Genomic DNA, 26,283 nt, shown 5'->3' on the forward strand with positions numbered 1-26,283 from the left:
ATAGAAATAGGAAAAGAAAAGGGTTAGGAATGAATTCACGAATGATTAACAAAATTAACGAAGCTGTAAGTTGACAAAGTGAAAGAAAGATGGTAATATATATACTCGGACGCGGACGAAGAGGTCTGCGGGAGAAAAAAGGAAGAAGCTCCTTGACAAGTGAACAGAGACACCCAGCGGAAGTAAGAAGTGAGAGTTAAGATCGAACTCGAAGTCTTGGATGGAGGGTTTGATCCTGGCTCAGGGCGAACGCTGGCGGCGTGCTTAACACATGCAAGTCGAACGAGGAGGCAGTCTTCGGGCTGTAGTACTAGTGGCGAACGGGTGAGTAACGCGTAGGAAAGTGTCCCTCAGACCGGGACAACCACTGGAAACGGTGGCTAATACCGGATAAGACCGAGAGGTGAAAGCGTGCTAAGGCATGGCTGAGGGAGCTGCCTGCGACCCATCAGGTAGTTGGGAGGGTAAAAGCCTACCAAGCCGACGACGGGTAGCCGGCGTGAGAGCGTGGCCGGCCACAGGGGGACTGAGACACGGCCCCCACTCCTACGGGAGGCAGCAGTGGGGAATATTGGACAATGGGGGAAACCCTGATCCAGCGACGCCGCGTGGAGGACGAAGTCCTTCGGGACGTAAACTCCTGAATTTATCGAACAATAAAGTGAGCAGGGAATGGCTCACAGATGAGGGTAGATAAAGAAAAGCCCCGGCTAACTACGTGCCAGCAGCCGCGGTAATACGTAGGGGGCGAGCGTTGCCCGGAATCACTGGGCGTAAAGGGGGTGTAGGCGGTCATCTAAGTCAGATGTAAAAGACCTTGGCTCAACCAAGGAGTTGCGTCTGAAACTGGAAGACTTGAGGTTACTAGAGGGAGACGGAATTACCTGTGTAGCGGTGAAATGCGTAGATACAGGTAAGAAGGCCGGTGGTGAAGACGGTCTCCTGGGGTAAACCTGACGCTGAGGCCCGAAAGCTAGGGGAGCAAACCGGATTAGATACCCGGGTAGTCCTAGCCGTAAACGATGCCCACTAGGTGTGAGCGGTAGTACCGTTCGTGCTGAAGCTAAGGCGATAAGTGGGCCGCCTGGGGAGTACGTCCGCAAGGATGAAACTCAAAGGAATTGACGGGGACCCGCACAAGCGGTGGAGCGTGTGGTTTAATTCGAAGCTAAGCGAAGGACCTTACCAAGGCTTGACATATAGGTGGTACTCACTAGAGATAGTGGGGACCTGGTACTTCGGTACTGGGAGCCTATACAGGTGGTGCACGGCCGTCGTCAGCTCGTGCCGTGAGGTGTTGGGTTAAGTCCCGCAACGAGCGCAACCCTTGCCGTTAGTTACCAGCACGTAAAGGTGGGAACCCTAACGGGACAGCCGCCGACGAGGCGGAGGAAGGAGGGGATGACGTCAGGTAATCGTGCCCCTTATGTCTTGGGCGACACACGCGCTACAATGGTAGGGACAGAGGGCAGCGAGGCCGAGAGGTGGAGCGAATCCCAGAAACCCTACCCCAGTTCAGATTGCAGTCTGAAACCCGACTGCATGAAGCCGGAATCGCTAGTAATCGCAGGTCAGCCACACTGCGGTGAATACGTTCCCGGGTCTTGTACACACCGCCCGTCAAGCCACCCGAGTTGGAAACGCCCGAAGATGGGTAGTCCAACCGCAAGGAGGACGCCTATTGAGGGTGGAGTCAGCGAGGGGGGCTAAGTCGTAACAAGGTAGGTGTACCGGAAGGTGCGCCTGGATCACCTCCTTTCTAAGGAGAAAAGAAGAATGGGTGTCTCTGTTCAGTAGTGAAGGAGTTGGGCTCGTAGCTCAGGTGGTCAGAGCGCACGCCTGATAAGCGTGAGGTCGGTGGTTCGAGTCCACCCGGGCCCACCAGCTCATTGACAAGTGCATAGTGAAAGATAAGGTCAAGGTAAAAAGGGCTTACGGAGGATGCCTAGGTGACGGGAGGCGAAGAAGGACGTGGCAAGCTGCGAAAAGCTGCGGGGAGCTGCAAGCGAGCGTAGATCCGCAGATATCCGAATGGGGCAACCCGAAGACCGGCGAGAGCCGGGGCGAACCCGGGGAAGGGAAACATCTTAGTACCCGGAGGAAAAGAAATCGAAAGAGATTCCCTGAGTAGTGGCGAGCGAAAGGGGAGGAGCCCAAACCAGTTAGGTGTAAAAGGGTGCAGCCGTTGCCTAACTGGGGTAGCGGGAAGTAATCGGAGCCAACTGCATGAGGCTCGGGAGTGAAAAATGTATAGCCGAAGTATCTGGGAAGGTACACCGGAGAGGGTGAAAGTCCCGTAGGCGAAATACATAGGAACTCCTGGATTACTCTCCCAAGTAGCGTGGGACACGAGGAATCCTGCGTGAATCAGGGTGGACCACCATCCAAGGCTAAATACTACCCGTCGACCGATAGCGGAAGAGTACCGTGAGGGAAAGGTGAAAAGGACCCCGGGAGGGGAGTGAAAGAGAACCTGAAACCGTAAGCCTACAAGAAGTGGGAGCTCTACGGAGTGACCGCGTGCCTTTTGATTAATGTGCCCACGAATTGCATGCATTGGCGAGGTTAAGCCGGGAGAGGTGGAGCCGAAGTGAAAGCGAGCCTGAAAAGGGCGTGAAGTCAATGTATGCAGACCCGAAGCCAGGTGAGCTATCCATGGGCAGGGTGAAGTTGCGGTGAAACGCAATGGAGGCCCGAACCGGTATGCAGTGAAACGCATTCGGATGACCTGTGGATAGGGGTGAAAAGCCAACCGAACCTGGTGATAGCTGGATCTCCCCGAAACGTGTGTAGGCACGGCCTCAACCAAGAGTTGCGGGGGTAGAGCACTGATAGGCGTAGGGGGGTAACCTCCGAAACTTGTCAAACTCCGAATACCGTAACTTAGTGGTTGGGAGACAGACTGTGGGGGAAAAGCTCCATGGTCGAGAGGGAAACAGCCCAGACCGCCAGCTAAGGGCTCAAAGGGACAGCTAAGTGTGAAAGGTAGTGGACTGCCAGAGACAGCCGGGATGTTGGCTTAGAAGCAGCCATCATTAAAAGAGTGCGTAACAGCTCACCGGTTGAGGCGGACTGCGCCGAAAATGTAAGGAGGCTGAAGCTGTACCCCGAAGCTGCGGAATCTGCGGATTGGTAGGGGAGCATTGTGCAGTAGGGAGAAGGCAATTCGTGAGGAATGCTGGACGAAGCACAAGAGCGGATGTGGGCATGAGTAACGAGAGGAAGGTGAGAATCCTTCCCCCCGAAAGCCCAAGGGTACCTGGGGAAGGGTCGTCCGCCCAGGGTAAGCCGGGACCTAAGGTGAATCCGAAAGGAGTAACCGATGGAAAACAGGTAAAGAATCCTGTGCCATACATGACCGATAGTAAGAGGGGGGACGCAGAAGGCGAAGCCTCGTGAGCAAGTGGCACGCTCATCCAAGCGCAAAGGTCGAAGAAGCTGGTAGGTAAATCCGCCGGTGGAGGCTGAAGCGTGATGGGGAGGACGAAGGTCCAACGAGGTCGTAGCCAGGCTGCCAAGAAAAGCCTCGCTTACTGGGAAATGTATGCCCGTTCCGAAAACCGACACAGGTGGGTGAGCTGAGAAGGCTAAGGGGAGCAGGCTAACCTCCGCTAAGGAACTCGGCAAAATAGCCCCGTAACTTCGGGAGAAGGGGTGCTCCTTGATGTAGGCAACTGCATTGGGGAGTCGCAGTGACAAGGTCCAGGCGACTGTTTACCAAAAACACAGGACTCTGCGAACTCGGAAAGAGGACGTATAGGGTCTGACGCCTGCCCAGTGCCGGAAGGTTAAGGGGAGTGCTGAGAGGTACGAACCGAAGCCCCGGTAAACGGCGGCCGTAACTATAACGGTCCTAAGGTAGCGAAATTCCTTGTCGGGTAAGTTCCGACCTGCATGAATGGCGTAACGATTTGGACACTGTCTCAGCGGAGGGCCTGGTGAAATTACAGACTGGGTGAAGATGCCCAGTACCCGCAGTTAGACGGAAAGACCCCGTGGAGTTTTACTGTAGCCTGACATTGTAACTTGTCATGATATGTACAGGATAGGTGGGAGGCAGAGAAACCTGCTCGCAAGGGTAGGTGGAGCCGCCGGTGGGATACCACCCTTATCATGATGGGTTACTAACCATTGATTGTGAAGAGCAGTGATGGGACAGTGTTAGGTGGGCAGTTTGACTGGGGCGGTCGCCTCCTAAAGAGTAACGGAGGTGCGCGAAGGTAGGCTCATGTGGGTTGGAAATCCACAGGAGAGTGCAAAGGCAAAAGCCTGCCTGACTGCGAGACTGACAGGTCGAGCAGGGTGGAAACACGGTCTTAGTGACCCGGCGGATCCGAGTGGAAGGGCCGTCGATCAACGGATAAAAGTTACCCCGGGGATAACAGGCTTATCGCGCTCAAGAGTTCATATCGACGGCGCGGATTGGCACCTCGATGTCAACTCATCGCATCCTGGGGCTGAAGTAGGTCCCAAGGGTTGGGCTGTTCGCCCATTAAAGCGGTACGTGAGTTGGGTTCAGAACGTCGTGAGACAGTTCGGTCCCTATCTGCTGCGGGCGTAGGAAACTTGAGGGGGGTCACACCTAGTACGAGAGGACCGGTGTGAGGGTACCGCTAGTGAATCAGCTGTTCCGCCAGGAGCAGGAGCTGAGTAGCTATGTACCTGACCGATAACCGCTGAAAGCATCTAAGCGGGAAACGGGCCCCGAGATGAGGTTTCCCACTCTTCGGAGGTAAGGGCAGTTCGAGACTAGGACGTAGATAGGCCGGAGGTGTAAGTACAGTGATGTATTGAGCCGACCGGTACTAATAGCCCGAGGCCTTGACCTTATTAAGTAACTATGCACATGTGAATGAGTTTTGAGGGGTGCAGATACCAGATATGGGCACACGCGGATCCATACCGAACCCGACCGTTAAGCATATCTGGGCCGATGGTAGTATGGGCAATCCATGCGAGAGTAGGTAGCGCCCCTCTTTTTATTTTTCCCCCTGTCAAAAGACAGGGGGTTTCTTTTTATTTCCTTTATTTTTTGGAAAATTAACTTAATAAATGTTATAAATTACAACATTGTTACTATTATTTTATATATACCTATATAAAATGTGGTATAATATAAAAGCATTATAATATAATAAAATAATTTTCTAAAGGAGGTATATTATGAAATCAATTAAAACAAAAATTACCTTAACTTTTTCAACTATCATAATTTTATCAGGATTATTTGTTGGTATATTTTTATATTTTTATTTAGGTTCTTCATTAAAAACTATGATTTCAAATTCTTCTTTTTCAATTTTAGAACAACAATCGAAACAAATTGAAGCTTTTTTTGATGGATTAATTCATCAAATGGAAATTATTTCTAATAAAAAAGTATTTAAAAGTATGGATATTGATAATTCTATTAATGTTTTAAAAAATGATTTAAAATTTTTGGATGATTTTTCAATGTTCTTTATTGCTGATAAGAATGGTGATGCCTACACTACCTCAGGTATAAAAACTAATATTAAAGATAGAAAATATTTTCAAGAAATAATGTCCGGAAAAAATATAGCTATTAGTGATGTTTTAATTTCAAAGGCAGATGGTTCTTCCATAATTGTTATAGCACATTCTATTAAAGATGATAATAATAAAACAATAGGATTAATTGGATCTACTATTTCTGTAAATAAATTCTTGGATTTTTTAACTACTGATAATGAAAAAAATATTTATAGCTTTATTACAGATTCTAAAGGAGTTATTATAGCACATTCTATTAAAGATTATGTTGGAGACAATATTTTAGAATCTAAGTTTAAAGGTATGAATGAATTGGCTAAAAAGATGATTAATGGTGAAAAAGGATATGGTAATATTGTTTCTAATGATGGAAAAAGGATGTTGTTTTATATTCCTATTAAATCATTAAATTGGAGTGTTGCTATATCTGTTCCGGAAAATATTCTCTTAGAAGGCTCAAAAAAATTAATTCAGTTTTTTAATATAATAGTTTTATTAGCTGTTATAGTTGCTTTGCTTATTTCAATATTATTAGGAAATTCTATAGCAAAACCATTAATTACTTTATCAAATAAAGTTAAAAAATTTGGTGAAGGTGATTTAACTCAAAAATTTGAAGTTAAGGGAAAAGATGAAATTGCTAGAATATCGCAATCATTAAATTATATGTCTCAAAATCTTGTTAGTTATTTAAAAGAAGTAAAGGAATCATCAGAGGATTTAGAAAAGATGTCGTTTGAAATAAATAAAAATGCAGATATTCAATCTGCACAAATGAATGAAATTAATGAAAAAACAGAAAAAATAAATGATAGTTCTAATTCTGCTGCGGCATCTGTAGAAGAAATAAATTCTGGAGTAGAAGAAATTACAGCAGCAGCTCAAAATATATCAACAGGTGCTCAAAATTTATCAAAAGAAGCACTGGAAATTTCAGAGACTGCAAAAGAAGGTAATGAATCAGTTATAAAAATTGTTGAAATAATATCTCAAGCTGTAGAGCAATCAAATAAAACGGTAAATACAGTTGAAAAACTAGTTTCAAATGCGGAAAATATTAGTCAAATAGTAGAAACAATAGAAAATATAACGGAACAAACAAACTTATTGGCATTAAATGCAGCAATAGAAGCAGCAAGAGCTGGAGAAGCTGGAAAGGGCTTTGCTGTAGTTGCAGATGAAATAAGAAAATTAGCAGAGGAATCTAAAAAAGCTACTGAACAAATAGCTCAAATATTGTTGGAAATTCAAGAAGGTGCAAAAAAAGCAAGTGAAGCAACAGAAAAAACGGGTGAAATAATAAAAAATGTAGAAGAAGAATCAGGTGATGTATCTGAAAAATTTAAAGCTATAATGAATGAAATAGAGCAGATTACATTAAGTATAGAAGATTTAAGTTCAAGTTCAGAAGAACAGAGCGCATCAACAGAAGAAATATCTGCTGGAATGGATAAAATCACACGTGAAGTATCTTTAGTTTCAGAAGAAATTTCAAATATTGCAGCGGCAATAAATAATCAAAGTGATAATATAAGAAAATTAGAAGAATTTACAGAGGAATTAAAAATGAAATCAAAATCATTGGTTGAAGGATTAAAGGTATTTAAAATGTAAATGAGAGGCTCCGAAAGGAGCCTTTTTTATTATTAATGCAATATTAAAAATAGTCGATTAATAAATTGGAGGTGATATAATGAGAATCGATAATAATGGTTTTGAGTATTTTAAATATTCAGAAGTAAAAAAAATTGATAAAAATTTTGGAAAAGCCAATGAAAAAGATGGAGTGGAAAAATTTAAAGGAGACGTTTATGTTAAAACCGAGATTGAATATATGAAAGCTACCTATTCAAGTTTAGTTAATAAAAAAGTTGAAATTAGTCCTAATCGTTGGAAAGAATTACAAAACGATTCACAAAAAATGTTTGATGAATTTAAAGCCTGGGTGGAAGATAAGATAAAAAAACAATTGGGAATTACTCAAGATGAAAAAATTGAAATAAAAAAAGAATTGAAAGATGGGAAGTGGAGCCCGGAAGCAGTATCAGATAGAATATTGGAATTTGCTAAATCAATATCAAATGGAGATAAAACAAAAATTGATTTATTAAGGAATGCAGTTAAAGAAGGGTTTGATAACGTTAAAAAACTTTTAGGTGACAATTTTCCTGAAGTAAGTAAAAAAACATATGATTTAGTTATGAAAAAATTTGAAGAATGGGAAAAAGGCGAAGATGAAAATCAAATGCAAATTGAAGAAGGTGGAGTAGAGCATATAAATGTAAAGCAGGAGATAATTGAAGATAATAATAAAAATTAAAAGGATTTCCAAAGGGAAATCCTTTTAATTATGTTTTATTAAAATTTTTTTATGGATTATCAAAGTGATTATAACAGCTAAAATGCCTGCATAACTCACCAAAGCATCATAAAATGAAAAATATCTATAAGGAGATAATGCTTGAATATATTCACTTCCTATAGGAAGAATAAGAATTATTGATCCAAAAAAATATAGAAAAAATTTTCTATGAAAATAACTTTTTAAAAATAAAAACATACCTCCAGCATAGGCTAAAAAATGCCACATTTTATCTTCACCATAAAATTTTGAGTAATTAAATGGAGGTTTTGGTGTGGTAGCAAAGTATATGAGTACAATTAAATATATAATAAATAGTATATCCCATAATATAATCTTTTTTTTCATATTCTCACCATCTTTTTTATTTTATACTATAGTATGTCCAAAAAGTTAAAATCACTCAGGCAGCTCGATTGCATATCTTTAAAAATTAATTATTTTCAGCCGTCGTTCAGATTTTGTATCCATGCAAAATCTTCACTCAAAAAACATCCTGTTTTTTTGACGACTTTCACTCATAATTTTAAAAAGCAATCTTCGAGCCTTCGTTTCTTTTATACTTTTTGGGCATTTTATTTTATATTAGTATATATCATAAATGTAAAAAAGATGTTTAAATAATAAAAAAAATCAGGACCTAAGTCCTGACTCATAATATTTAAAAATTAACAAAAAATTTCACTACTGAACTATCGTAATCATTTCCATAAACATGATCATAACCACCAATTAAATCATCACCATCTAATTTTTTATTGTCATTTAAATCCTTATAAACATACATAACTACACTATCATTTGATCCAAGTTGTACATCAAAAGAAGCTGATGAATATAATGTCGTATCTGGAGTTAAATGTTGATTATAAACAAATGATGTTGGTAAAGAATTATCATTATTATAGCTGATTTCAGGATCTAAGGCAGCAGTAAAATACCATTCATGATCGCCATTAGTGATAGAGGTAGAATCACTCCAACTTACTTTGTATGACACAGTGGCTTTTTGGGGTCCTAAACAACTACTTAATAAAAATGCCAAAACTAATAAACTTAAAACAATAAAACTTTTTTTCATAATAAAACATCCTTTCATTTAGATTTAGAATGTAACTTCTACCCCTAACATTAATGGCCATGGGAAAAATAGAGGTTTAATTACATATTTTTTATTTTTATCAATTGGGTCTGTAATAAATTCTATTCCATATGTTGGTGTAATAACAATATTATCACCTAATACTGAACCATCAATATATGGTTTTAAATCTTCGCTTATCTTATTTAGATAATAATCAGCTTTTAATCCAACAGATGCAACAGGTATAAATTTATATCCAAATAGTGTAAAGTTTATATCAGATAATCCGATTCCTAATTTAGCTTTACCATTAATAATTATGGAACTGAATTTTAAAGAATCATCAACACCTAAAACACTTGGATCGAAGTTTAAGACATCAAGACCCCCACCATAAAATGTTACAATTCTTATAAAATCATTATCAATACCAAAATTTTTCTTGAGATCATATATTTTTTCAATTGGTATATCGGTTTGTATTCCAGAGTATATACCATAGCCATCGAATCCAATAAATATATCACTCCATCCATAAGCTCCAATTACGGTTTTTGAAAAAATTCCAATCGTAAGAATAATGAATATCAAAACTAATAAACTTTTTTTCATTTACTTTCCTCCTCTAACATTAATTAAGTTTTTCTAATTTAAGAAATATAGTGCCTTTGTTATTTAGCATATTTGTATCTTTTCCAGTTAATGTAAGAGTATTTCCTGATAATGTGTAATTTAAATTATCAAATATTACGGGAAATAAATCTTTTGTTCCAGTAGCGGCAGTTGCAGCTTTGTTTATAAGACCTCCCATTATTCCACCTGAATCAGTGGCTTTAGACATTTCAAATTTGGATCTTTCGAAATCGTAAAAACTTTGAAAATTTTCACCAGAACCTGTTATAATAATATTAGTATCTTTTTCTTCTAAAGATAAATTTTTATCAGTTGATAAAGAAGATACTTTAGCTGAAACCACTATTTTATATGTATCAACAGTTAAATCAGGCCATTTTTCTTTCCAAGCTAGTAATTTTTCAGATATAGTTTGTTCTGATACGTAAAATTCCAATTTTAAAGTTTTTGTATCAAAATCAAAGTAAGCAATTCCTTTTTCATAAACATTTGGAATAAGGGTATCATCATTATGTTTGTATTCAGCAATATTCCATTTGCCTTCTAATGGTTTTAGAAAATCAGAATTTGCTGGTTGAGAACTACAACTAGAAAAAACAAATAATAAAACAATAATAAAAAATGCAAAAAAAATGATTTTTTTCATTTTCCCCCCCCTATAATTCGGTTTTGAAACTGTTAATGAGAAGCTTTTAGGATTATTTAAAAGAAGATTATGAAAGTTATATGTTGAAGAGTAAATATTAGAATCAAAGATTAAATATTTTTTAATAAAATGTTACCCATTAGTAGTATACAATATTAATATTACGTAAATATATATTTATTATTACATTATAAAATAGTTATATTTTTTTTAAAAAAAAGAATTAAATGATATAATCTATGATGATCAAAAAGATAGAATCACTCAGATAGTTAGATTCAAATTCTTTAAAATTAATCATTAAAATGTAACCTTAAGGAGGTGTTATTATCAATTTAAAAGAATTTGAAGAATTTAGAGATAAAATGAATAAAAAAATATTAGAAAATGGTACATTAAATACCAAAAGGTTTTTTAATTTAGATAATTCAGTATATAGAGAAGGATCAATACCAACAAAATATAAAGAAATGATGGGACTGGTTGCCTCAATGGTTTTGAGATGTGAAGGTTGCATTGATTATCATATTAGAAGATGTTTAGAAGAGGGTGTTACAGATAAAGAATTTTATGAAGTATTTGATATTGCATTGATTGTTGGTGGATCAATAATAATTCCACATTTGAGAGAAGCAGTAGCATTTTTGGAAGAAACAAAAAAAGAAATTAGAGGAGAATGAAATGGAAACTAAAATATTAAAAATGAATCCTTTTGATATAGATTTTAAAAAAATAAATATAGCAGCTGAAATCATTAAATTAGGTGGATTGGTTGTGTTCCCTACTGAAACAGTATATGGGTTAGGTGCAAATGCGTTAAATGAAAATGCAGTAAAAAGTATATATAAAGCCAAAGGAAGACCATCAGATAATCCTTTAATAATGCATTTTGATAAATTAGAGAAAATAAAAGATTTTGTGTATATTTCTGAAAATTTATATGAAAAAATAAAAGTATTTATACCCGGACCAATTACTTTTGTATTAAAAAGAAAAAATATAGTTCCCAATATAATAACAGCAAATATGGATACAGTAGCAGTAAGAATACCAATTCATCCTATTGCAAATAAATTAATTGAAATGTCAGGAGTTCCTATAGCAGCTCCAAGCGCTAATTTATCAGGAAAACCGAGTCCAACCATAGCAGAACATGTGGTGGAAGATATGAAAGGTAGAGTTGATATAATAATCGATGGTGGAAATGTCGATTTTGGATTAGAATCAACAGTGATTGATTTGACAGAAGATATTCCTACAATATTAAGACCTGGACCGATAACACCTGAAAATTTAAAAGAAGTATTTGGAGAGATAAAAATACCAGAATTTATATATGGAAAAGGAAAAGTTGATACTGCTAAAGCGCCAGGAATGAAGTATAGACATTATGCACCAGATAAAAAAACAATTTTAGTAGAATATTCTGAAAATAGAATAGACATTATAAAAAAGATTATAAAAAATTATAAAAATCCTTTACTTGTATTATTTGAAGAAGATAAAAAATACTTTAATGGATATGATATAATAACTTCAGGAAATAAGAATGATTACTATAAAATAGCAGTAAATTTATTTTCTATTTTAAGAACTGCTGATAAAACGAATAATGATGTTATTATAATAGAAGGTGTAAAGGATAAAGGATTAGGAATTTCTATAATGAATAGATTAAGAAAAGCATCTTCAGAAATTTGGGGTGAATAATTTGAGATTATTATTCGATGTTGGTAATACTCATATAGTTGTAGGAGTTTATGAAAAAGATTTTTTGTATACATGGCGAATTGGGACAAAATCATTTGAAACAGAAGATGAATTATTTTCTCATTTATCACCATTATTTAATAGAGAAAATATAAAAGAAGAAGATATTGATTCTGTTATTATTTCTTCTGTTGTTCCTTCTATAAATTATATATTGAATAAATTTGCAGACAAATATTTTAAGTCTGAGGCAATTTTTGTAACACCAAAAAATTTGAAGAGTATTGAACTAAAGGTAGATTATCCAAATGAAGTTGGAGCAGACAGAATCGCTAATGTATTAGCGTTAAAAAAATACTATAGCGAAAATGCTATAGCTATAGATTTTGGAACAGCAATAACAATTGATGTGTTATATGAAGGAGATTTTATTGGAGGTTCAATTATACCTGGAATAAATACACAAATGATGGCATTATTTTCTAAAACAGCAAAATTACCTCAGGTAGAGTTAAAATTTTTAGAGTATTCTGTTGGTAAAAACACTATAGATAATATACAAATTGGTATAATTAAAACAGTTGTATATGGAATACAACAATTATTAAAAGATATCGAAAAAGAATATAAAAGAAAATTTGAGATAGTTATTACAGGTGGAATCGGTAAGTCTTTACATGGGATAATACCAGAATTTAATAATTATGATGCCTATTTAACCTTGAAAGGATTAAATGTGTTTTATGATTTTATGAAAGGAGCAGATTGATGAAACATTCATCAAAGCACTTTTTATTAATAAATCCATGGATTTATGATACAGCAGCTTATGATTTTTGGTTAAAACCCCTTGGGTTGCTTTATATAGGTAGTATTTTGAAAAATTATGGATATGAAGTAAGTTTAATAGATTTAATGAATAGATATGATAACTATTTTAAAGAAAATAATTTGATTAAAGATAGATATTATGGTACAGGTAAATTTTATTATGAAGAGGTAGAAAAGCCAAAGGTTATAGAAGATATTCCAAGAAAGTTAAAAAGATATGGTATACCAAAAGATGAATTTATTAAACGACTTAAATATTATAATGATGTAGATGGAATATTAGTAACTTCTGTAATGACATATTGGTATTATGGGGTGTATAAAACTATTGAAGTAATACGAGAGATTTTTCCTGAAAAGCCTATTTTTCTTGGTGGAGTTTATGTAAATATAATGTCTTCTCATGCTAAAAAAGTTTTTAAAGATTTAAATGTGCATATAATAAATGGAACAGGAGATATTGCTGTTAAAGAATTGCTAGAATATTATGATGATTCAATAGAAAAAATAAATTGGTTTGAGGAATTAGATCCCGCTTATGAATTATATGAGGGAGATGTGCCAAATGTTGTAATAACTTCTTCAATAGGTTGTCCTTTTAAATGTACGTATTGTGTTACTCCAAGAATGTGGAAATATCAAAAGAGAAGCATAGAAAAAATAATAAAAGGATTAGAAAAAATGTTAAAAGAAAAGCCAGTAAATGATGTAGTATTTTTTGATGATGCTTTTTTGATTCATCCAGAAAAAGAAAAATTATTAGAAGAGCTTTCAAAGTTTGATGTTAGATATCATCTCCCAAACGGAATACATGCTAAACTTGTAAATAAAAAATTAGCAAAATTATTTGCAAGAGCAAATTTTAAAGTAATAAAGTTAGGTTATGAAACCTCTGATGAAGAACTTCAAAGAAAAACAGGTGGAAAGGTTACTAATAAAGATTTGGTGAAAGCAGTTCGATATTTATTAGATGAAGGATTAAATGAAACATCGGCATATATTATGGCAAATCTTCCAGGTCAAAAGGTTGAAGATGTAATAAGAGGAATAGATTTTTGTTTTGATTTAGGAATAATACCATCTGTAAATGAATTTACTCCAATACCAAATACGCCACAATATATGGAATTAGTGTATAAAGGATGGTTAGATATTAGTACAGATCCATTATTATTAAATAATTCTATCCTTCCACATTGGTGGAAATATGGCATGAGCGTTGAAGAAATAGAAAGTATTAAAGCTTATTTGCGTGATAAAAAGGTTGAAAGAAGGAATTAAAATGGAAGATAATTTTGAGGAAATTAGTAATCTAATTACAGATCTCGATAAGATAGAAAATTTAATAGATAGAATTATTTTAAATGGTGATTTTGAAACACTTCCAAAAATATTAGAGCAAAGAAAAAAGATTTTAGAAAAAATGACTACATTTTCATATTCTGATTTAATTAAGAATAGAGTTATGGAAGTTATAGAAGATGATAAAGAAAGAATTAATAAGATGAAACCTGAAATGGAAAATTTAAGAAATCAATTAAAAATAACTAATAAAGGAAAAGTTGCTATTAAAAATGGTTATTTAAAGGTTCAAGAAGAATTTATAAAAAGAAAATTTAATTCTAATGGGTAGGTGAAATAATGAGACCAAGTGATGTAAAATTTTTATCAAAGAAAATTATGGAATCTGGAGAAATACCCTTAATTTGGGGGCATTTTGGTGTTGGTAAAACAGATATTGCAAGGGATATAGCAAAAGAAACAAATAGAGAGTTAATAATTTTAGTAATATCACAAATGGAACCAGGAGATTTAATAGGAATGCCTTCAAGAGATGAAAATAAAACTGTTTTTTTAAAACCAGATTGGTGGCCAGAGAATGACAATACTATTATTATGATAGATGAAATAAATAGAGCACATAGATCCATAAGAAATGCAATAATGCAATTATTATTGGATAGAAGAATACATAATCATATATTACCAGAAGGAACTTGGATAATGGCTGCGGCAAATCCACCAGATGATGATTATGATCAGGTTGATTTAATAACAGATCCAGCATTTATGTCAAGATTTTTTCATTTGAGTTTGAATCCTGAAGTTAATGAATGGATAGATTGGGCAAGCGATCAAAATGTTTCATCCCAAATAGTGGAATTTATAAAGGAATATCCTGAATTTATTTCGGAAGGAAAGAGTGTCTCGTATAGGTTGGATTTAAAACCAAGTCCAAGAAGCTGGTATAAACTAAGTAGAGTTTTGAATAAATTAAATGAAAATGAGATAAAAGAATATTCATATATTTTAGCAGCTGGTATTGTAGGTCCAGAAGCTGCTAGAACATTTGTTAATTATATAGGGAAAAAGAATACTTTACCAGATCCTAGAACAATACTTTTTGAATTGGATGAAAATGTTATGAATAGAATAAAAGAATTAAATATTGATGAAAAAAATTCTATTATTTTAAGGATAAACAAATATTTTGAGAATCTTGAAGAAGATGAAATGGTAAAAATATTGGATAATTCAGAGCATAAATTAATTGCAAAAAACTTTAAAAAATTAGTTGACGTTTTTCCAAAAGATTCATATTATTCTATTTTAAGAAGTATAGATCATTTTGCTAATAAAAATAAAGGATTAAAAAAAGCTTTTTTTGAAAAGTTATTTGAAGAGTTGGCAATTGTTTTAGATAATGTAAATTGGTTAGAAGAGATTTAACAGTATTATGATATAATTATTTTGAATTACGACAAATTACTTGTTGGGAGGGGTTAAAATGCCTTATGTAAACACTAAAGTTATTTTGGAAAATGCTGATAAACATGGATATGGAGTTCCAGCTTTAAATATTAATAATCTTGAATTTTTACATTATATAATTGAAGCTGGAAAAAAGATGAATTCACCTGTTATTATTGAAACAAGTCAAGGTGCAATGAAATATGCTGGGAATGGTGATTTTAGAAAAGGTGCAGAAATATTTGTAAAGATGGTTAGAACATTTGCTGATGACGCAAATATTCCAGTAGCATTGCATTTGGATCATGGTAAGGATTTTGAATATATTGTTGCAGCAATAAAAGCTGGTTATTCCTCTGTTATGATTGATGCTTCAGAATATCCATTTGAAGAAAATATGAGACGTACAAAAGAAGTTGTAAGAGTTGCTCACGCTGCTGGTGTATCAGTTGAAGCAGAATTAGGTCAATTAGCAGGTATTGAAGATGAAGCGGTAGCTGCAGAAAATGTATTAGTAAATCCAGAAGAAGCAAAGAAATTTGTTGAAGAAACAGATGTTGATTTTTTGGCTCCAGCAGTTGGAACATCACATGGTGCATTTAAATTCAAAGGTGCTGCAAAAATTGATTATGATAGAATTAAAAAGGTTAAAGAATATGTAAAAAGACCATTAGTATTACACGGTGCATCTTCAGTAGTTCCAGAATTTGTTGAAATTGCAGAAAAATATGGTGCAGATTTTGGAGGAGCAAAAGGTGTACCATCAGACATTTTGAGAGAAGCAGTAAAATGTGGAATTAATAAAGTTAATACAGATACAGATTTAAGAATAGCGTTTGTAGCTGGTTTAAGGGAATTTTTGGATGGAAATCCAAAGGAATTTGATCCAAGAAAATACTTCAAATTAGCAAGAGAATATACAATTAAAGTAATTACAGATAGAATGGAAGTTCTTGGTTCGGCTGGTAAAGCAGACTTATTCTAATATAATTAAAATCCCGGAAAATTCCGGGATTTTTGCATTTTAACAGTATATGTGAGGTGGTTGAAATATATTTTTCAATATTAACGCCTAAAGAAACAACGATAAAAATAAAGCGTTCAGAGTTTATTGGTAATGTAAAAAAAGTTGATACTGAAGAAGAAGCAAAAGAATTTATTAAAGAAATATCTTCAAAGTATAGAAATGCTACGCATAATTGTTGGGCATATAAAGTAAATGGAAATAAATTTAATTATTCTGATGATGGAGAACCATCAGGAACTGCTGGAAAACCTATATTTGGTATTATTGAAAAACATGATTTAACAAATATAGCAATAGTAGTAACTCGATATTTTGGTGGTGTAAAACTTGGAGTGAGAGGCTTAATAGATGCTTATTCGCAATGTGCAGAAGAAACAATTATAAATTCTAAAATAGGAAAATATATTGATTTGAAAATATATAAAGTGAAAACAGATTATTCAAAACATGCGGAAATTGAAAGATTATTAAAAAGACTAGATGGATGGAAAATAGTGAATCAGGAATTTGCAGCAGATGTAAGTTTTGAAATTGCAATAGAAGAAGATAAAGAAAATGAAATATTGAAAATATTAAAAAATAAAGGTCACATTGAATATTTAAGAACTGAAGAAGTTGGAATAGAATAGGATATGAGGCCATAAAAAATTTTGTGTAAATGGAAAAACTAAAAGGTAGCATGTAATTTTTTGTGTAAATACCTCTTCTTGGATGGTAATAAATTAATTAAATTGGATTATAATTCTTAAATTATTTTCATATGAATTATCGTCTATATTATAATATGCTTTAATAGTAATTTCTAGAAGTTTTTAATGTGAGTTTTTGAAAACAAACACCTTTTTGCAATTTTCACTGCAAGATTTAACATTATTAAATTAAGAATATATTTTTGGCGTTAGTTTTTAGCATTTAGTTTTATGTATTATTGATTATTACAGATTTTGGAATTTAGTTGTATTAAGAATTATAGACGTATTTTGTGATTCTTTCTTTGAAAAAGATGGATAGTTCGTTTAGGACTTTACTCCAGTTTCTATATCGAGCTGTCCATCTTTTTGTTGCATCTATTGTTGCTAAATATAATATTTTTAATAATGCATCATCATTTGGAAAAGATGTTTTATTTTTAGTCACTTTTCTATATTGCCTATTCAATGATTCTATTACATTTGTTGTATACATTATTTTTCTTACTTCATCACCATAATCAAAATATGGAGATATTGTTTCCCAATGTTTTTCCCAGCTTTCTAATGCCAATTTGTATTTTGTCCATTTGTTTTCTTTTAAATCTTGTAGGTTTGAATAAGCTATATCTTTATTGGGTGCTTTATATACTTTTTTTAAATCATTTACAAGTTCTTTTCTATCTTTGTAATTAACATATTTTAATGTATTTCTTATTTGATGTATTATACATCTTTGTACTACAGTATCAGGAAATGCTGCTTTAATTGCTTGTGGGAATCCTGTTAATCCATCTACTGAAGCTATTAATATATCTTTAACTCCTCTATTTTTTAAATCATTTAATACTCTTAACCAGAATTTTGATGATTCTATTTCACCTATATATATACCAAGAACTTCTTTAAATCCATCAATATTTACACCTATTACAACATATGCAGTCTTTTTAATTATCTCACCATCATCTTTTACTTTAAATACTATTCCATCCATGAAAACAAAAGTGTATATCTCTTCTAATGGTCTGCTTTGCCATTCTCTAATTTCTGGTAATATCTTATTAGTAATTTTACTTATCATTTCAGCTGATAATTCTACACCATATATATCTTCAACATTCCTAACTATATCTTTCGTACTTAATCCCAAACCATACATTCCTATTATTCTACTTTCAATATCTGAAATATCTCTTTTATATTTTGGTATTATTTTCGGTTCATATTCACCCTTTCTATCTCTGGGTATTTTCAATTCCATCTCACCCATGCTTGATCTTACCTTTTTTGAGCTGTATCCATTTCTGGAGTTATCCGTTTCTTTATTTTCCTTATCGTATTTCTCATATCCTAATTCATCTTCTAATTCCGCTTCTAACATTTCTTGTATTATTGGTCCCATCAATTCTTTTATCTTGTCATATACGTCTTTCATTGTGTTTACTTCAGGATCTCTTGCTATTAACTTTGCTAATTTTTCAATGTTACTTTCTTCTTTTTTCTTTCTCTTTGCCATTTAAAATACCCCCTTCTTGGTTTTATTTTACCATACCAAGAAGAGGGTTACCTATTTTTTCTACTTTTTATTTACACAAAATTTTTTATGGTCTCAACTAAAACCCTTTTCTTGGTATTTTTAATATCAAGAAGAGGGTTTCCTGTTTTTAACAGCACTATTATAACTTAACCTCAATTTTTGTATTTCCATATGTTAATTATTGTTATTTTTAATAAAATATATCCTATAACAAACCAGAACATAGCATTCAATGCTGAAATTGATAGCATTTTTGCATTGAATATTCCTCTTAAAACATATTCTCTAACAAATTCTATTGCATGAGTTATTGGATTTATTTTGACTATAGGTTGTAATATAGAAGGAAATACATTTATTGGGAAATATATAGGGCTTAAATATTGTAATAGAGGTATTATTATTGAATTTACTACTGCTACTGCTGTTACGCTTTTTCCTATTATTGCTGAAACCGATGCTGATATTCCTGATAATGTCATTGTTTGAATTAGTAAAAATATAAATACAATTATAAACTTTAAAAATCCCAGATGTAAATATATTAAATTTACTAATGTTAATGCATATAACAATACTATCGTATTTAATAATCCCATTCTAAAGAATTTTCCAAATATTAATGTTCTCATTTTTATTGGCAAGCTTAATTCAAAATATATCTTTTGTTTCGTCACAAATTCTATTCCTAATTCAACACCACCAACTATCGAAACTATTATCATTGCCAGAGATATTAACCCTATTGATAATGCCTGTGAATACATATCGTTATTAGAAATTTTTCCCAGACCATATGGTAATATCATTATAGATATAGTCTGGGATATCAACAATGTGATTATTTTTGATTTTTCCAGAAATAAGTATTTGGCTTCATATTTATAATATTCCAGCATTAATTTACCTCCATACTTAATATCTGCACTTTATATTCAACAAATGTTTTTAACACATCATTTTGTACTGTTTCAATATTATCATTTGTATATACTTCTATAACATGTTTTAATTCTTTATTTTCCATAGTTGCTACCTGTGTTTTTTCAATACCTAATTTTTCCAGAACATCGTCAACCGATATATCTGTATTTGATAAATCAACCACTTTTATATTTGCATTACCAAATTTTTGTTGAATATCATTCTTTATTTTATCTAATTCTGTTTTAACAACTACTTTTTCTACTCCTTCTATTTTTTCTATTTTTTCCTTTATTTCTTTTTTCCAATTTTTTACTGTAAATTTCAATATTTTCATTGTTTTCCCCTCCCTGAAATCTTTTATTTTTCCATCTGTTATTATTTTTTTAGTATCAGCCAATTCATTTAATTCATTTCTCATATTTGTAACCAATAATATTATCTTCTTTTCTTTTTTTAAACTCCTTATATGATCCCATGCCATTTTTTGAGATTCTGGATCAAATCCTATTGTGGGTTCATCAAATAAATGAAATAGCGCATCTTTATTTATTATGGATTTTAAAAATTCTATTTTCTTTTTTGTTCCCCCTGAAAGATGCGTTATCTTCTTTTTCATATCTTCATTTTTTATCCCATAACTTTCTGCTAAAGAGATAATATCTTTTTTTCTATATGGACTTTTCACAATTTTAGAATAAAATAATAAAAAGTCTATTGTTTTAAATCCAGAAGGTACTATGTTTTCCTGAAAAACTGCACATATATCCTTTTTAACTTTATTATTTTTGTGTATATCTTTTCCATTTAAAAATATATTTCCGCTATCTGGTTTCATTATTCCGCTCAATATCTTCAATAATGTACTTTTACCACTAGCATTATGTCCGAATAAACTGAAAATTTCTCCTTCTTTAATTTCAAAAGTTATATTATTTAATATTATTTGCTTTTTTAAGCCTTTCTGCAATTGTTCTACTTTGAGCATTATTGCTTACCTCCAGTAATATATCTATTAAATCCGTATTTTCATCTTTAATCAATTCTAGACTCTTTACTATATTCTTAAATTTGTTTGATGTTATTCCAAATTTATAAAATAATAAAAATGAATAATAATAATTTTCCTTTTCTTTTTTTGATTCATGATATTCTAAAAGATAATATCTCAAACTTTTAATAACCTCATTCAAATTATTTGTATCTATATTATTAAATATATCCACAGCATTTTTCCACATAATTAATTGTAATATTTTATCATCGTTCAATTCATTTTCCTTACCATACCATAAATTTCTTTTGTCATTTCAAATCCATTTATTTGTGCAAATCCTTCATAAAACCACCTGCTTATATAACCATATTTTCTTAATAAAAAAAATTCTGTAATTTCATGTGTAATATACCATATTAACCTTTCATCTGGATAATTTAAATATAATGGAATTGCAAAGTCATTAGTTATAGCCAAAGGTTTTTTCTCATTAAATGGAATAATGTAAATTAACATTTTTTTATCAACAAAATTTATATCATCATACCATGATATATATATATCCTCTAATCTTTTCAAATTAATCATTAAACTTTTTCTATCATTTATAGATTGATTAATAATAAACATATAATACCTCCATTTCCAATAAGAGGGCCCCCATTTTAATTTGAATTAAAATTACTCAGCTGCTGCTATAATAGTTACACTTCCGTCTTTTTCTATGAAAATAATTATCATTCCACCCATTTTCATTCCACCTTTCAATTATATTTTTTTCCAGTACTAGATAATAACAGCCGGTTGAAAAATTTTAATTTTAGTTTATAAGACTGCATTGTATTACAAAAGTGTCATATGTTATAATATTAATAAATAATCGAGTATAGAGCTATTTTTTATTCAGAAAATTCAGCTTGAACTTGAGGATTAGTTGAATCTGTTTTATATTTATCCTCATTATCTCCAGCAAAAATGATATTTGTTAACATTAATAAAAAGATTATAAGTAAAATCACTATTTTTTTCATCCCTATCACCTCCACTGTTATTTTACTATTTCTAACATGGTTTTCAAGCATTTTTGGCTATTTTATAATTCTTTATTTATGGTGTTTTTAATTTTTATATTTTCTCATTTTTTTGTTAACTCCGTCTTGTTACTTTATGTTAATATTAGCTATTTCCTTTTTCTTAATGTTTTTAATTTAATGTTCTTCATTTTGTTTTTGTAAAAAATTACAAAATAAATCAGAGATTTTTAAGTAAAGATATAGTTACAAATTTATTGAGGTGTTTTTAATGAAAAATGATATTTCTTTAAAATCCTTGATTGATATCATAAGTTTTGGATATTATTCTTATCCAATTATTAATTTTTTATATTTAAATATAAATGATATTTCTTTAAAATATTATCTTTTGTTATTAAAATCCAAATGGAAAAAAGATTATTATTTATCTATTGATTATGCTAATAAAACTATTTCAACAATAACAACAACAACAATATTAAGAGAACTTGCAAGATTTGAACTTGTTTCTTTATACAATAAAGTTGGGAAATATGATTTAGCAAAAAAAGAAATTAATATTTTAAAAAATAATTTTGATAAACTCCCATCATATGCAAGATATTTAATGTTACCAGGGTTAAACTTGTTCAATAAATCATATAACATAACTGATAATTTTAAAGTTTATTCAGACAATTATATTGAAAATGATTTGGATAAAGCTATTTTGATTTATTCAAAAGCAAGAGATTTTATTAAAGAGAAAGAATATTCTAAAGTATATAAAAGATTTATTGAGGGATTTTTTCTTTCTAAAAATTTCCCTCATCCTACTATGATTTGTAATGGTTTAAATGGTGCTGCGTGGTGGATAAGAGAAGTAGATAAAAAGAAAGCGTTAATTGCAGCCGATTTATTAGAGTATTATATTGGTTATTACTTTGAAGATTTACCCAAGATATATAATTGGTTTGATACTATTTTTGAAGTAAAGAAAAGTAATAATGATATAACAATATTTGAGATATCGAGTATTGTTATTAAGCTAAACAAATTAAATAAGGTTAAAATAAAAAAACAGTTTTTCCATTTTATTCCTGATGTTTCTTCATCAACATATAATATAACCAATGAATTAAAAAATTATATTTTAAAATATGTTGATTTAAAGGTTAAAAAAGGAATTATAAACTCAAAAAGCATATTAAAAATCATAAATTCAAAAAAAGTAAGTTATACCTCTAGAAAACCATATGCTATAAAAAATGAATTGTATAAAATATATATAAATAAAATCTTTAAAGAAAACATAATCAAATTTAAAAAGAAAAATAAAATAAAAATACCAGATTTATTTTTAGCAACATATTCATCATTAATAGAAAAACCATATTTTACAAAGAGTCGTGTTTTAAAATTGATTTTTGAAGGAGATAAAGATAAAATTATTAAATATTTCTCAAGTAATTATGATAAAATGTATTTTTTTAACTTAATGCTTTCTGAATTTAAGGTTAAAGAAGTTGAAAGGAAGATAATGAATTCTGATGATTTTGAAGAGATAAAATTTAATGTATCTCCATTTTTTGTATCAAGAAAAAAACTCATCATTGAGCTTTTTAAGAAGGTGAAGAATTTTAAGGAATTTGTTTTTCACTATTTCGAACTCACAGAGGAAGAAATGAGAACTTTTGATATGTTTTTAAGAAATTGTGTTCGTTATGATATAAAATGGCCTATTATTCCAAAAGTTGAAGGTGATTTGAAATCTTTCGCTTTAAAATATAATATTACTCAAAAACGTGTAGCTTTAGGATATTATTCTTTTGAAGACAATGAAAGACTTTTTCTTGATTCTATTATTGAGAAGTTTTTATAATGAAATTAGTGTATCCTGTATAAATATTTAAGAATCGAGGAAGTTGGAATAAAAATAATAAATGTCCCAGCATTGCTGGGACATTTATTATTAACCTTTTACAGCACCTTGAGTTAAACCACCAACTAAATATTTTTGCATTGATAAGAATAGTAATACCATTGGTATAGCTCCTAATAATGCAGCGGCTGTAAATAATCCCCATTCTGTTTCAAATGGACCTGATGTAAATGTTTGTAATCCAACTGCATATGTATAATTTTGTTCACTGGATAAAACAATTCTTGCTAAAACAAATTCATTAAAGGTACCCATGAATGATAAAATTGTAACTACTGCAAGTATTGGAGAGGCTAAAGGTAAAACAATTCTCCAGAATGTTTGGAATCGAGTTGCGCCATCTATCATAGCAGATTCTTCTAAAGAGTCCGGAATAGTATCATAATAACCTTTAATAAGCCACATATTAAACGATACTCCACCAAGATATACAAAAATTAATCCAGATAAAGTGTCAAGTCCTATAAAACCAAAGTAATCTCCCATAAATTTAAGAATACCATATAAAGCAACCATATACATAATTGCAGGGAACATTTGTATAAGCATTAGATAAAGCAAACCTTCTTTTCTACCAAAAAATCTCATTCTACTAAATGGATAAGCGGCAACTGATGTAATCATAACAGTTATTATTGAAGTTAAGCCAGCAACAATAATAGAATTTAGTAACCATCGCAAGAAAGGTTTTCTTTGTTTTGGATTCCAATTATCTAATAAGTTATAGATATTTTTATCTATAGTTCTTAAATCAGATTTTAATGTTTTATATTTTACTGAATCAGCCAAATCGGAAACGATTCTTGAAGCTCTTGAGATATTAGCTTTTGCAGGACCAAATTTAGAATTATATATTGATGAAATTTCCATTACAGGTGAAATATCAGCGGTGTAACCACCATAATTTATTTTTAAATAGTCATGCGAATTTTCCTTTAATTTTTCTAAATTTGGTTCAATTTGTGAGATGATATTTTTAAATGAAATTTTACTTTTTTCAAATTTTTCATTAGCTTCTTCTATGCTTTTTCTTAAAGTGAAAATATTTAAATCTTTTTTTATTGGTTTATAGTATTCAAATAGTTTGGAGTTTAGCAAATCTGCAAAATATTCTGCATCATAATAATTTTTGATTTCTGAATTAGCGATATTTTTTATAATTAAAAATTCTCCGTATTTTTCTAGTTTTGCAAAATTATCTAAGGTATTTTTATTTTTAGAATATAACGCATCATATTTTTGTTGGGTATTTTCTATCTGTTTTTTTAATTTATCAAAAGAATTTTGATATTTTTCTAAATTTACTAAAGCATCAGATAAGTTTATAGTTGTATTTTTCAAAGTATCTATAGTCGGTTTAATGTAGCTTATGACTTCATTAATTGTTTTAAATGCCGGTGAAATATAATCTATATTAGGATTAATATATTCTAAATTATCTTTGAGCCATGCAAATGATTCTTGGAACTGTTTTATAGAATCTTTATATGATTCGAAATCTCCTAAATTTTGTATTTTTGAGTTTATGATATTAAAAGAATTATATAGATAATTAATATCTTCAGATAAAGCTAAAACCTTTGGTGAATTAACTTTTGAATCTTTATATTTTTTAAATAAATTAACTGCCGATGAAATTTTAGGAGCATTTGGTGCATAAAGTTCTAATAAAGAATTTAAATCGCTATTGTATTTAACAACAATAGATTCAGTTTTTGAAATTTCATTATTTATTAAAGATAAGCTTTTTTGAGTTTCTTTTATTTCGTTTTCGTAATTATTTAAATTTACTAAATCATTACCCAATGTTTGTTTTTTAATAGTTGAAAAATAATTATCAATTTTTTTTGCGGTGTTTTTAATATCTTTCCAGGAGTTTGATAATTCTTTTATCATTGGAGCTAACTTTGATAGATTTTCGCTATTATCAATTTTTTCCCACTTTTTATAACTTTTCACATTCCATAATATATAATTTGGGTTAGTGGAATATAATGTTTCCAATGTATTCAAATAATATTTTTTGTTTTTCTCTGTTACTTTTATTGAGTTTAATAAGTTATATATATTATTTCTTAATACAAAATAATTATCAATTTTTTGCGATAAATTTTCGATTTCTGGATTAATATTCGATAAATTCATGTTTGTTAAATACTCTTTTTCTAGTTTTTCTAATTTTTCAAGTTCGACTTTTCTTGATTTATTAATATCATTTAATATACTTTGCATATTTTCGTTATATAATGATTTTTTTAAGTCGTCAAATTTTTTACTAATATCATCAATGTAATTATTGGTTTCAGATATATAATTTTCAAAATTAGAAATTTCTTCTAATAATTTATTGTTAGCTTCGTCTAAAGATAATTTGGCATTTTCTCCTATAAAATGTGATGTGCCGTTAATATCTTTTATTAACTCTGGAACAGTTGCTCTTGGGAATAATAGATCTCTATAATAATTTAATGTAATTCTCGATGAAAATAGTTTTGGTGAAAAAGCTGCATTATCTCTTCTTATAGATGTTGTTACTACCCAAACCAATGGAAAAAGAACAATAATTAATATAATTATTAAAAATATATGCCTTAGTGTATAATTCTTTTTTTGTATCATA

General features: G+C 31.4%; 22 protein-coding genes, 1 tRNA gene and 3 rRNA genes. 15 read left to right on the top strand and 11 right to left on the bottom strand.

From position 1 onward, the window contains the following. Window positions 1–217: 217 nt before the first annotated feature. The 6 genes from ACZ5CK_RS02535 (at window position 218) to ACZ5CK_RS02560 (ending at window position 7,834) form a co-directional block, all read left to right on the top strand. Window positions 218–1,759: ribosomal RNA gene (locus ACZ5CK_RS02535) — 16S ribosomal RNA — on the top strand. A gap of 48 nt (window positions 1,760–1,807) precedes the next feature. After that, window positions 1,808–1,884 (top strand) — tRNA-Ile (locus tag ACZ5CK_RS02540). Window positions 1,885–1,914: 30 nt separating this feature from the next. Next, window positions 1,915–4,829: ribosomal RNA gene (locus ACZ5CK_RS02545) — 23S ribosomal RNA — on the top strand. 33 nt (window positions 4,830–4,862) lie between these two features. Then, window positions 4,863–4,976, top strand: a 5S ribosomal RNA gene (gene rrf / locus ACZ5CK_RS02550). Together the 16S, 23S and 5S rRNA genes with 1 tRNA gene alongside form the textbook arrangement of a ribosomal RNA operon. A 187-nt stretch (window positions 4,977–5,163) precedes the next feature. Beyond that, entirely contained in the window at window positions 5,164–7,128 is a 1,965-nt protein-coding gene (locus tag ACZ5CK_RS02555) for a methyl-accepting chemotaxis protein (protein ID WP_464582344.1), read from the top strand. 79 nt (window positions 7,129–7,207) lie between these two features. After that, window positions 7,208–7,834, top strand: coding sequence for a hypothetical protein (locus ACZ5CK_RS02560; RefSeq protein ID WP_464582345.1), 627 nt, complete (start codon window positions 7,208–7,210; stop codon window positions 7,832–7,834). A gap of 24 nt (window positions 7,835–7,858) precedes the next feature. Here the strand turns inward: ACZ5CK_RS02560 and ACZ5CK_RS02565 are convergent, their stop codons facing one another. The 4 genes from ACZ5CK_RS02565 to ACZ5CK_RS02580 form a co-directional block, all read right to left on the bottom strand. After that, the gene (locus tag ACZ5CK_RS02565) at window positions 7,859–8,224 is read right to left on the bottom strand and encodes a VanZ family protein (protein ID WP_464582346.1); all 366 of its coding nucleotides are present in this window, start codon (window positions 8,222–8,224) and stop codon (window positions 7,859–7,861) included. A gap of 313 nt (window positions 8,225–8,537) precedes the next feature. Continuing rightward, the gene (locus ACZ5CK_RS02570; protein WP_464582347.1) at window positions 8,538–8,957 is read right to left on the bottom strand and encodes a hypothetical protein; all 420 of its coding nucleotides are present in this window, start codon (window positions 8,955–8,957) and stop codon (window positions 8,538–8,540) included. Between the two features lie 24 nt (window positions 8,958–8,981). After that, a complete protein-coding gene (locus ACZ5CK_RS02575; RefSeq protein WP_464582348.1) occupies window positions 8,982–9,572 on the bottom strand; it encodes a hypothetical protein in 591 nt (196 codons plus the stop codon). A gap of 19 nt (window positions 9,573–9,591) precedes the next feature. Beyond that, window positions 9,592–10,239, bottom strand: a complete 648-nt coding sequence (locus ACZ5CK_RS02580) for a hypothetical protein (RefSeq protein WP_464582349.1) — start codon at window positions 10,237–10,239, stop codon at window positions 9,592–9,594. Window positions 10,240–10,568: 329 nt separating this feature from the next. Between ACZ5CK_RS02580 and ACZ5CK_RS02585 the strand changes: the two genes are divergently transcribed. Genes ACZ5CK_RS02585 through ACZ5CK_RS02620 form a run of 8 tightly spaced genes read left to right on the top strand, consistent with a single transcriptional unit; the run spans window position 10,569 to window position 17,187 of the window. Then, complete coding sequence (locus ACZ5CK_RS02585; RefSeq protein ID WP_464582940.1) at window positions 10,569–10,919, top strand: carboxymuconolactone decarboxylase family protein; 351 nt, start codon at window positions 10,569–10,571, stop codon at window positions 10,917–10,919. A 1-nt stretch (window position 10,920) separates the two neighbouring features. Next, window positions 10,921–11,949: an L-threonylcarbamoyladenylate synthase gene (locus tag ACZ5CK_RS02590; RefSeq protein ID WP_464582350.1), complete on the top strand. Its 1,029-nt coding sequence runs from the start codon at window positions 10,921–10,923 to the stop codon at window positions 11,947–11,949. 1 nt (window position 11,950) lies between these two features. Then, window positions 11,951–12,718: a type III pantothenate kinase gene (locus tag ACZ5CK_RS02595; protein WP_464582351.1), complete on the top strand. Its 768-nt coding sequence runs from the start codon at window positions 11,951–11,953 to the stop codon at window positions 12,716–12,718. Beyond that, a complete protein-coding gene (locus ACZ5CK_RS02600; RefSeq protein WP_464582352.1) occupies window positions 12,718–14,061 on the top strand; it encodes a B12-binding domain-containing radical SAM protein in 1,344 nt (447 codons plus the stop codon). Before ACZ5CK_RS02595 ends, ACZ5CK_RS02600 begins: the two co-directional genes overlap by 1 nt. Window position 14,062: 1 nt before the next feature. Beyond that, window positions 14,063–14,413: a hypothetical protein gene (locus ACZ5CK_RS02605; RefSeq protein WP_464582354.1), complete on the top strand. Its 351-nt coding sequence runs from the start codon at window positions 14,063–14,065 to the stop codon at window positions 14,411–14,413. Window positions 14,414–14,421: 8 nt separating this feature from the next. Continuing rightward, window positions 14,422–15,510, top strand: a complete 1,089-nt coding sequence (locus ACZ5CK_RS02610; RefSeq protein ID WP_464582355.1) for an AAA family ATPase — start codon at window positions 14,422–14,424, stop codon at window positions 15,508–15,510. A gap of 58 nt (window positions 15,511–15,568) precedes the next feature. Beyond that, window positions 15,569–16,516, top strand: a complete 948-nt coding sequence (fba, locus tag ACZ5CK_RS02615; RefSeq protein ID WP_464582356.1) for a class II fructose-1,6-bisphosphate aldolase — start codon at window positions 15,569–15,571, stop codon at window positions 16,514–16,516. Between the two features lie 56 nt (window positions 16,517–16,572). Beyond that, entirely contained in the window at window positions 16,573–17,187 is a 615-nt protein-coding gene (locus tag ACZ5CK_RS02620) for a YigZ family protein (RefSeq protein WP_464582357.1), read from the top strand. A gap of 331 nt (window positions 17,188–17,518) precedes the next feature. On the opposite strand, the gene ACZ5CK_RS02625 is transcribed toward ACZ5CK_RS02620, so the two are convergent. From ACZ5CK_RS02625 to ACZ5CK_RS02650, 6 genes are all read right to left on the bottom strand, one after another. After that, complete coding sequence (locus tag ACZ5CK_RS02625) at window positions 17,519–18,766, bottom strand: IS256 family transposase (protein WP_464581024.1); 1,248 nt, start codon at window positions 18,764–18,766, stop codon at window positions 17,519–17,521. Between the two features lie 173 nt (window positions 18,767–18,939). Then, window positions 18,940–19,686 (bottom strand): ABC transporter permease, encoded by a 747-nt coding sequence (locus ACZ5CK_RS02630; RefSeq protein WP_464582358.1) that lies wholly within the window; start codon window positions 19,684–19,686, stop codon window positions 18,940–18,942. Then, entirely contained in the window at window positions 19,686–20,699 is a 1,014-nt protein-coding gene (locus ACZ5CK_RS02635; RefSeq protein WP_464582359.1) for an ATP-binding cassette domain-containing protein, read from the bottom strand. The genes ACZ5CK_RS02630 and ACZ5CK_RS02635 overlap by 1 nt, the downstream gene beginning before the upstream one ends. Further along, window positions 20,644–20,982, bottom strand: a complete 339-nt coding sequence (locus tag ACZ5CK_RS02640) for a hypothetical protein (RefSeq protein ID WP_464582360.1) — start codon at window positions 20,980–20,982, stop codon at window positions 20,644–20,646. The genes ACZ5CK_RS02635 and ACZ5CK_RS02640 overlap by 56 nt, the downstream gene beginning before the upstream one ends. Beyond that, a complete protein-coding gene (locus tag ACZ5CK_RS02645) occupies window positions 20,979–21,338 on the bottom strand; it encodes a hypothetical protein (RefSeq protein ID WP_464582361.1) in 360 nt (119 codons plus the stop codon). Before ACZ5CK_RS02645 ends, ACZ5CK_RS02640 begins: the two co-directional genes overlap by 4 nt. A gap of 269 nt (window positions 21,339–21,607) precedes the next feature. Next, entirely contained in the window at window positions 21,608–21,739 is a 132-nt protein-coding gene (locus tag ACZ5CK_RS02650; protein WP_464582362.1) for a hypothetical protein, read from the bottom strand. A 271-nt stretch (window positions 21,740–22,010) separates the two neighbouring features. Between ACZ5CK_RS02650 and ACZ5CK_RS02655 the strand changes: the two genes are divergently transcribed. Then, window positions 22,011–23,603, top strand: a complete 1,593-nt coding sequence (locus ACZ5CK_RS02655; RefSeq protein WP_464582363.1) for a hypothetical protein — start codon at window positions 22,011–22,013, stop codon at window positions 23,601–23,603. Window positions 23,604–23,693: 90 nt separating this feature from the next. Here the strand turns inward: ACZ5CK_RS02655 and ACZ5CK_RS02660 are convergent, their stop codons facing one another. Further along, window positions 23,694–26,282: an ABC transporter permease subunit gene (locus ACZ5CK_RS02660; protein ID WP_464582941.1), complete on the bottom strand. Its 2,589-nt coding sequence runs from the start codon at window positions 26,280–26,282 to the stop codon at window positions 23,694–23,696. Window position 26,283: the final 1 nt, after the last annotated feature.

This window comes from Marinitoga okinawensis (genome assembly GCF_055387075.1).

Coding starts and splice junctions, on each gene's coding strand:
- fba (WP_464582356.1), top strand. CDS start 15,569: ATGCCTTATGTAAACACTAAAGTTATTTTGGAAAATGCTGATAAACAT.
- ACZ5CK_RS02635 (WP_464582359.1), bottom strand. CDS start 20,699: ATGCTCAAAGTAGAACAATTGCAGAAAGGCTTAAAAAAGCAAATAATA.
- ACZ5CK_RS02645 (WP_464582361.1), bottom strand. CDS start 21,338: ATGTTTATTATTAATCAATCTATAAATGATAGAAAAAGTTTAATGATT.
- ACZ5CK_RS02625 (WP_464581024.1), bottom strand. CDS start 18,766: ATGGCAAAGAGAAAGAAAAAAGAAGAAAGTAACATTGAAAAATTAGCA.
- ACZ5CK_RS02565 (WP_464582346.1), bottom strand. CDS start 8,224: ATGAAAAAAAAGATTATATTATGGGATATACTATTTATTATATATTTA.
- ACZ5CK_RS02575 (WP_464582348.1), bottom strand. CDS start 9,572: ATGAAAAAAAGTTTATTAGTTTTGATATTCATTATTCTTACGATTGGA.
- ACZ5CK_RS02650 (WP_464582362.1), bottom strand. CDS start 21,739: ATGAAAAAAATAGTGATTTTACTTATAATCTTTTTATTAATGTTAACA.
- ACZ5CK_RS02655 (WP_464582363.1), top strand. CDS start 22,011: ATGAAAAATGATATTTCTTTAAAATCCTTGATTGATATCATAAGTTTT.
- ACZ5CK_RS02555 (WP_464582344.1), top strand. CDS start 5,164: ATGAAATCAATTAAAACAAAAATTACCTTAACTTTTTCAACTATCATA.
- ACZ5CK_RS02600 (WP_464582352.1), top strand. CDS start 12,718: ATGAAACATTCATCAAAGCACTTTTTATTAATAAATCCATGGATTTAT.
- ACZ5CK_RS02570 (WP_464582347.1), bottom strand. CDS start 8,957: ATGAAAAAAAGTTTTATTGTTTTAAGTTTATTAGTTTTGGCATTTTTA.
- ACZ5CK_RS02660 (WP_464582941.1), bottom strand. CDS start 26,282: ATGATACAAAAAAAGAATTATACACTAAGGCATATATTTTTAATAATT.
- ACZ5CK_RS02605 (WP_464582354.1), top strand. CDS start 14,063: ATGGAAGATAATTTTGAGGAAATTAGTAATCTAATTACAGATCTCGAT.
- ACZ5CK_RS02610 (WP_464582355.1), top strand. CDS start 14,422: ATGAGACCAAGTGATGTAAAATTTTTATCAAAGAAAATTATGGAATCT.
- ACZ5CK_RS02590 (WP_464582350.1), top strand. CDS start 10,921: ATGGAAACTAAAATATTAAAAATGAATCCTTTTGATATAGATTTTAAA.
- ACZ5CK_RS02580 (WP_464582349.1), bottom strand. CDS start 10,239: ATGAAAAAAATCATTTTTTTTGCATTTTTTATTATTGTTTTATTATTT.
- ACZ5CK_RS02560 (WP_464582345.1), top strand. CDS start 7,208: ATGAGAATCGATAATAATGGTTTTGAGTATTTTAAATATTCAGAAGTA.
- ACZ5CK_RS02630 (WP_464582358.1), bottom strand. CDS start 19,686: ATGCTGGAATATTATAAATATGAAGCCAAATACTTATTTCTGGAAAAA.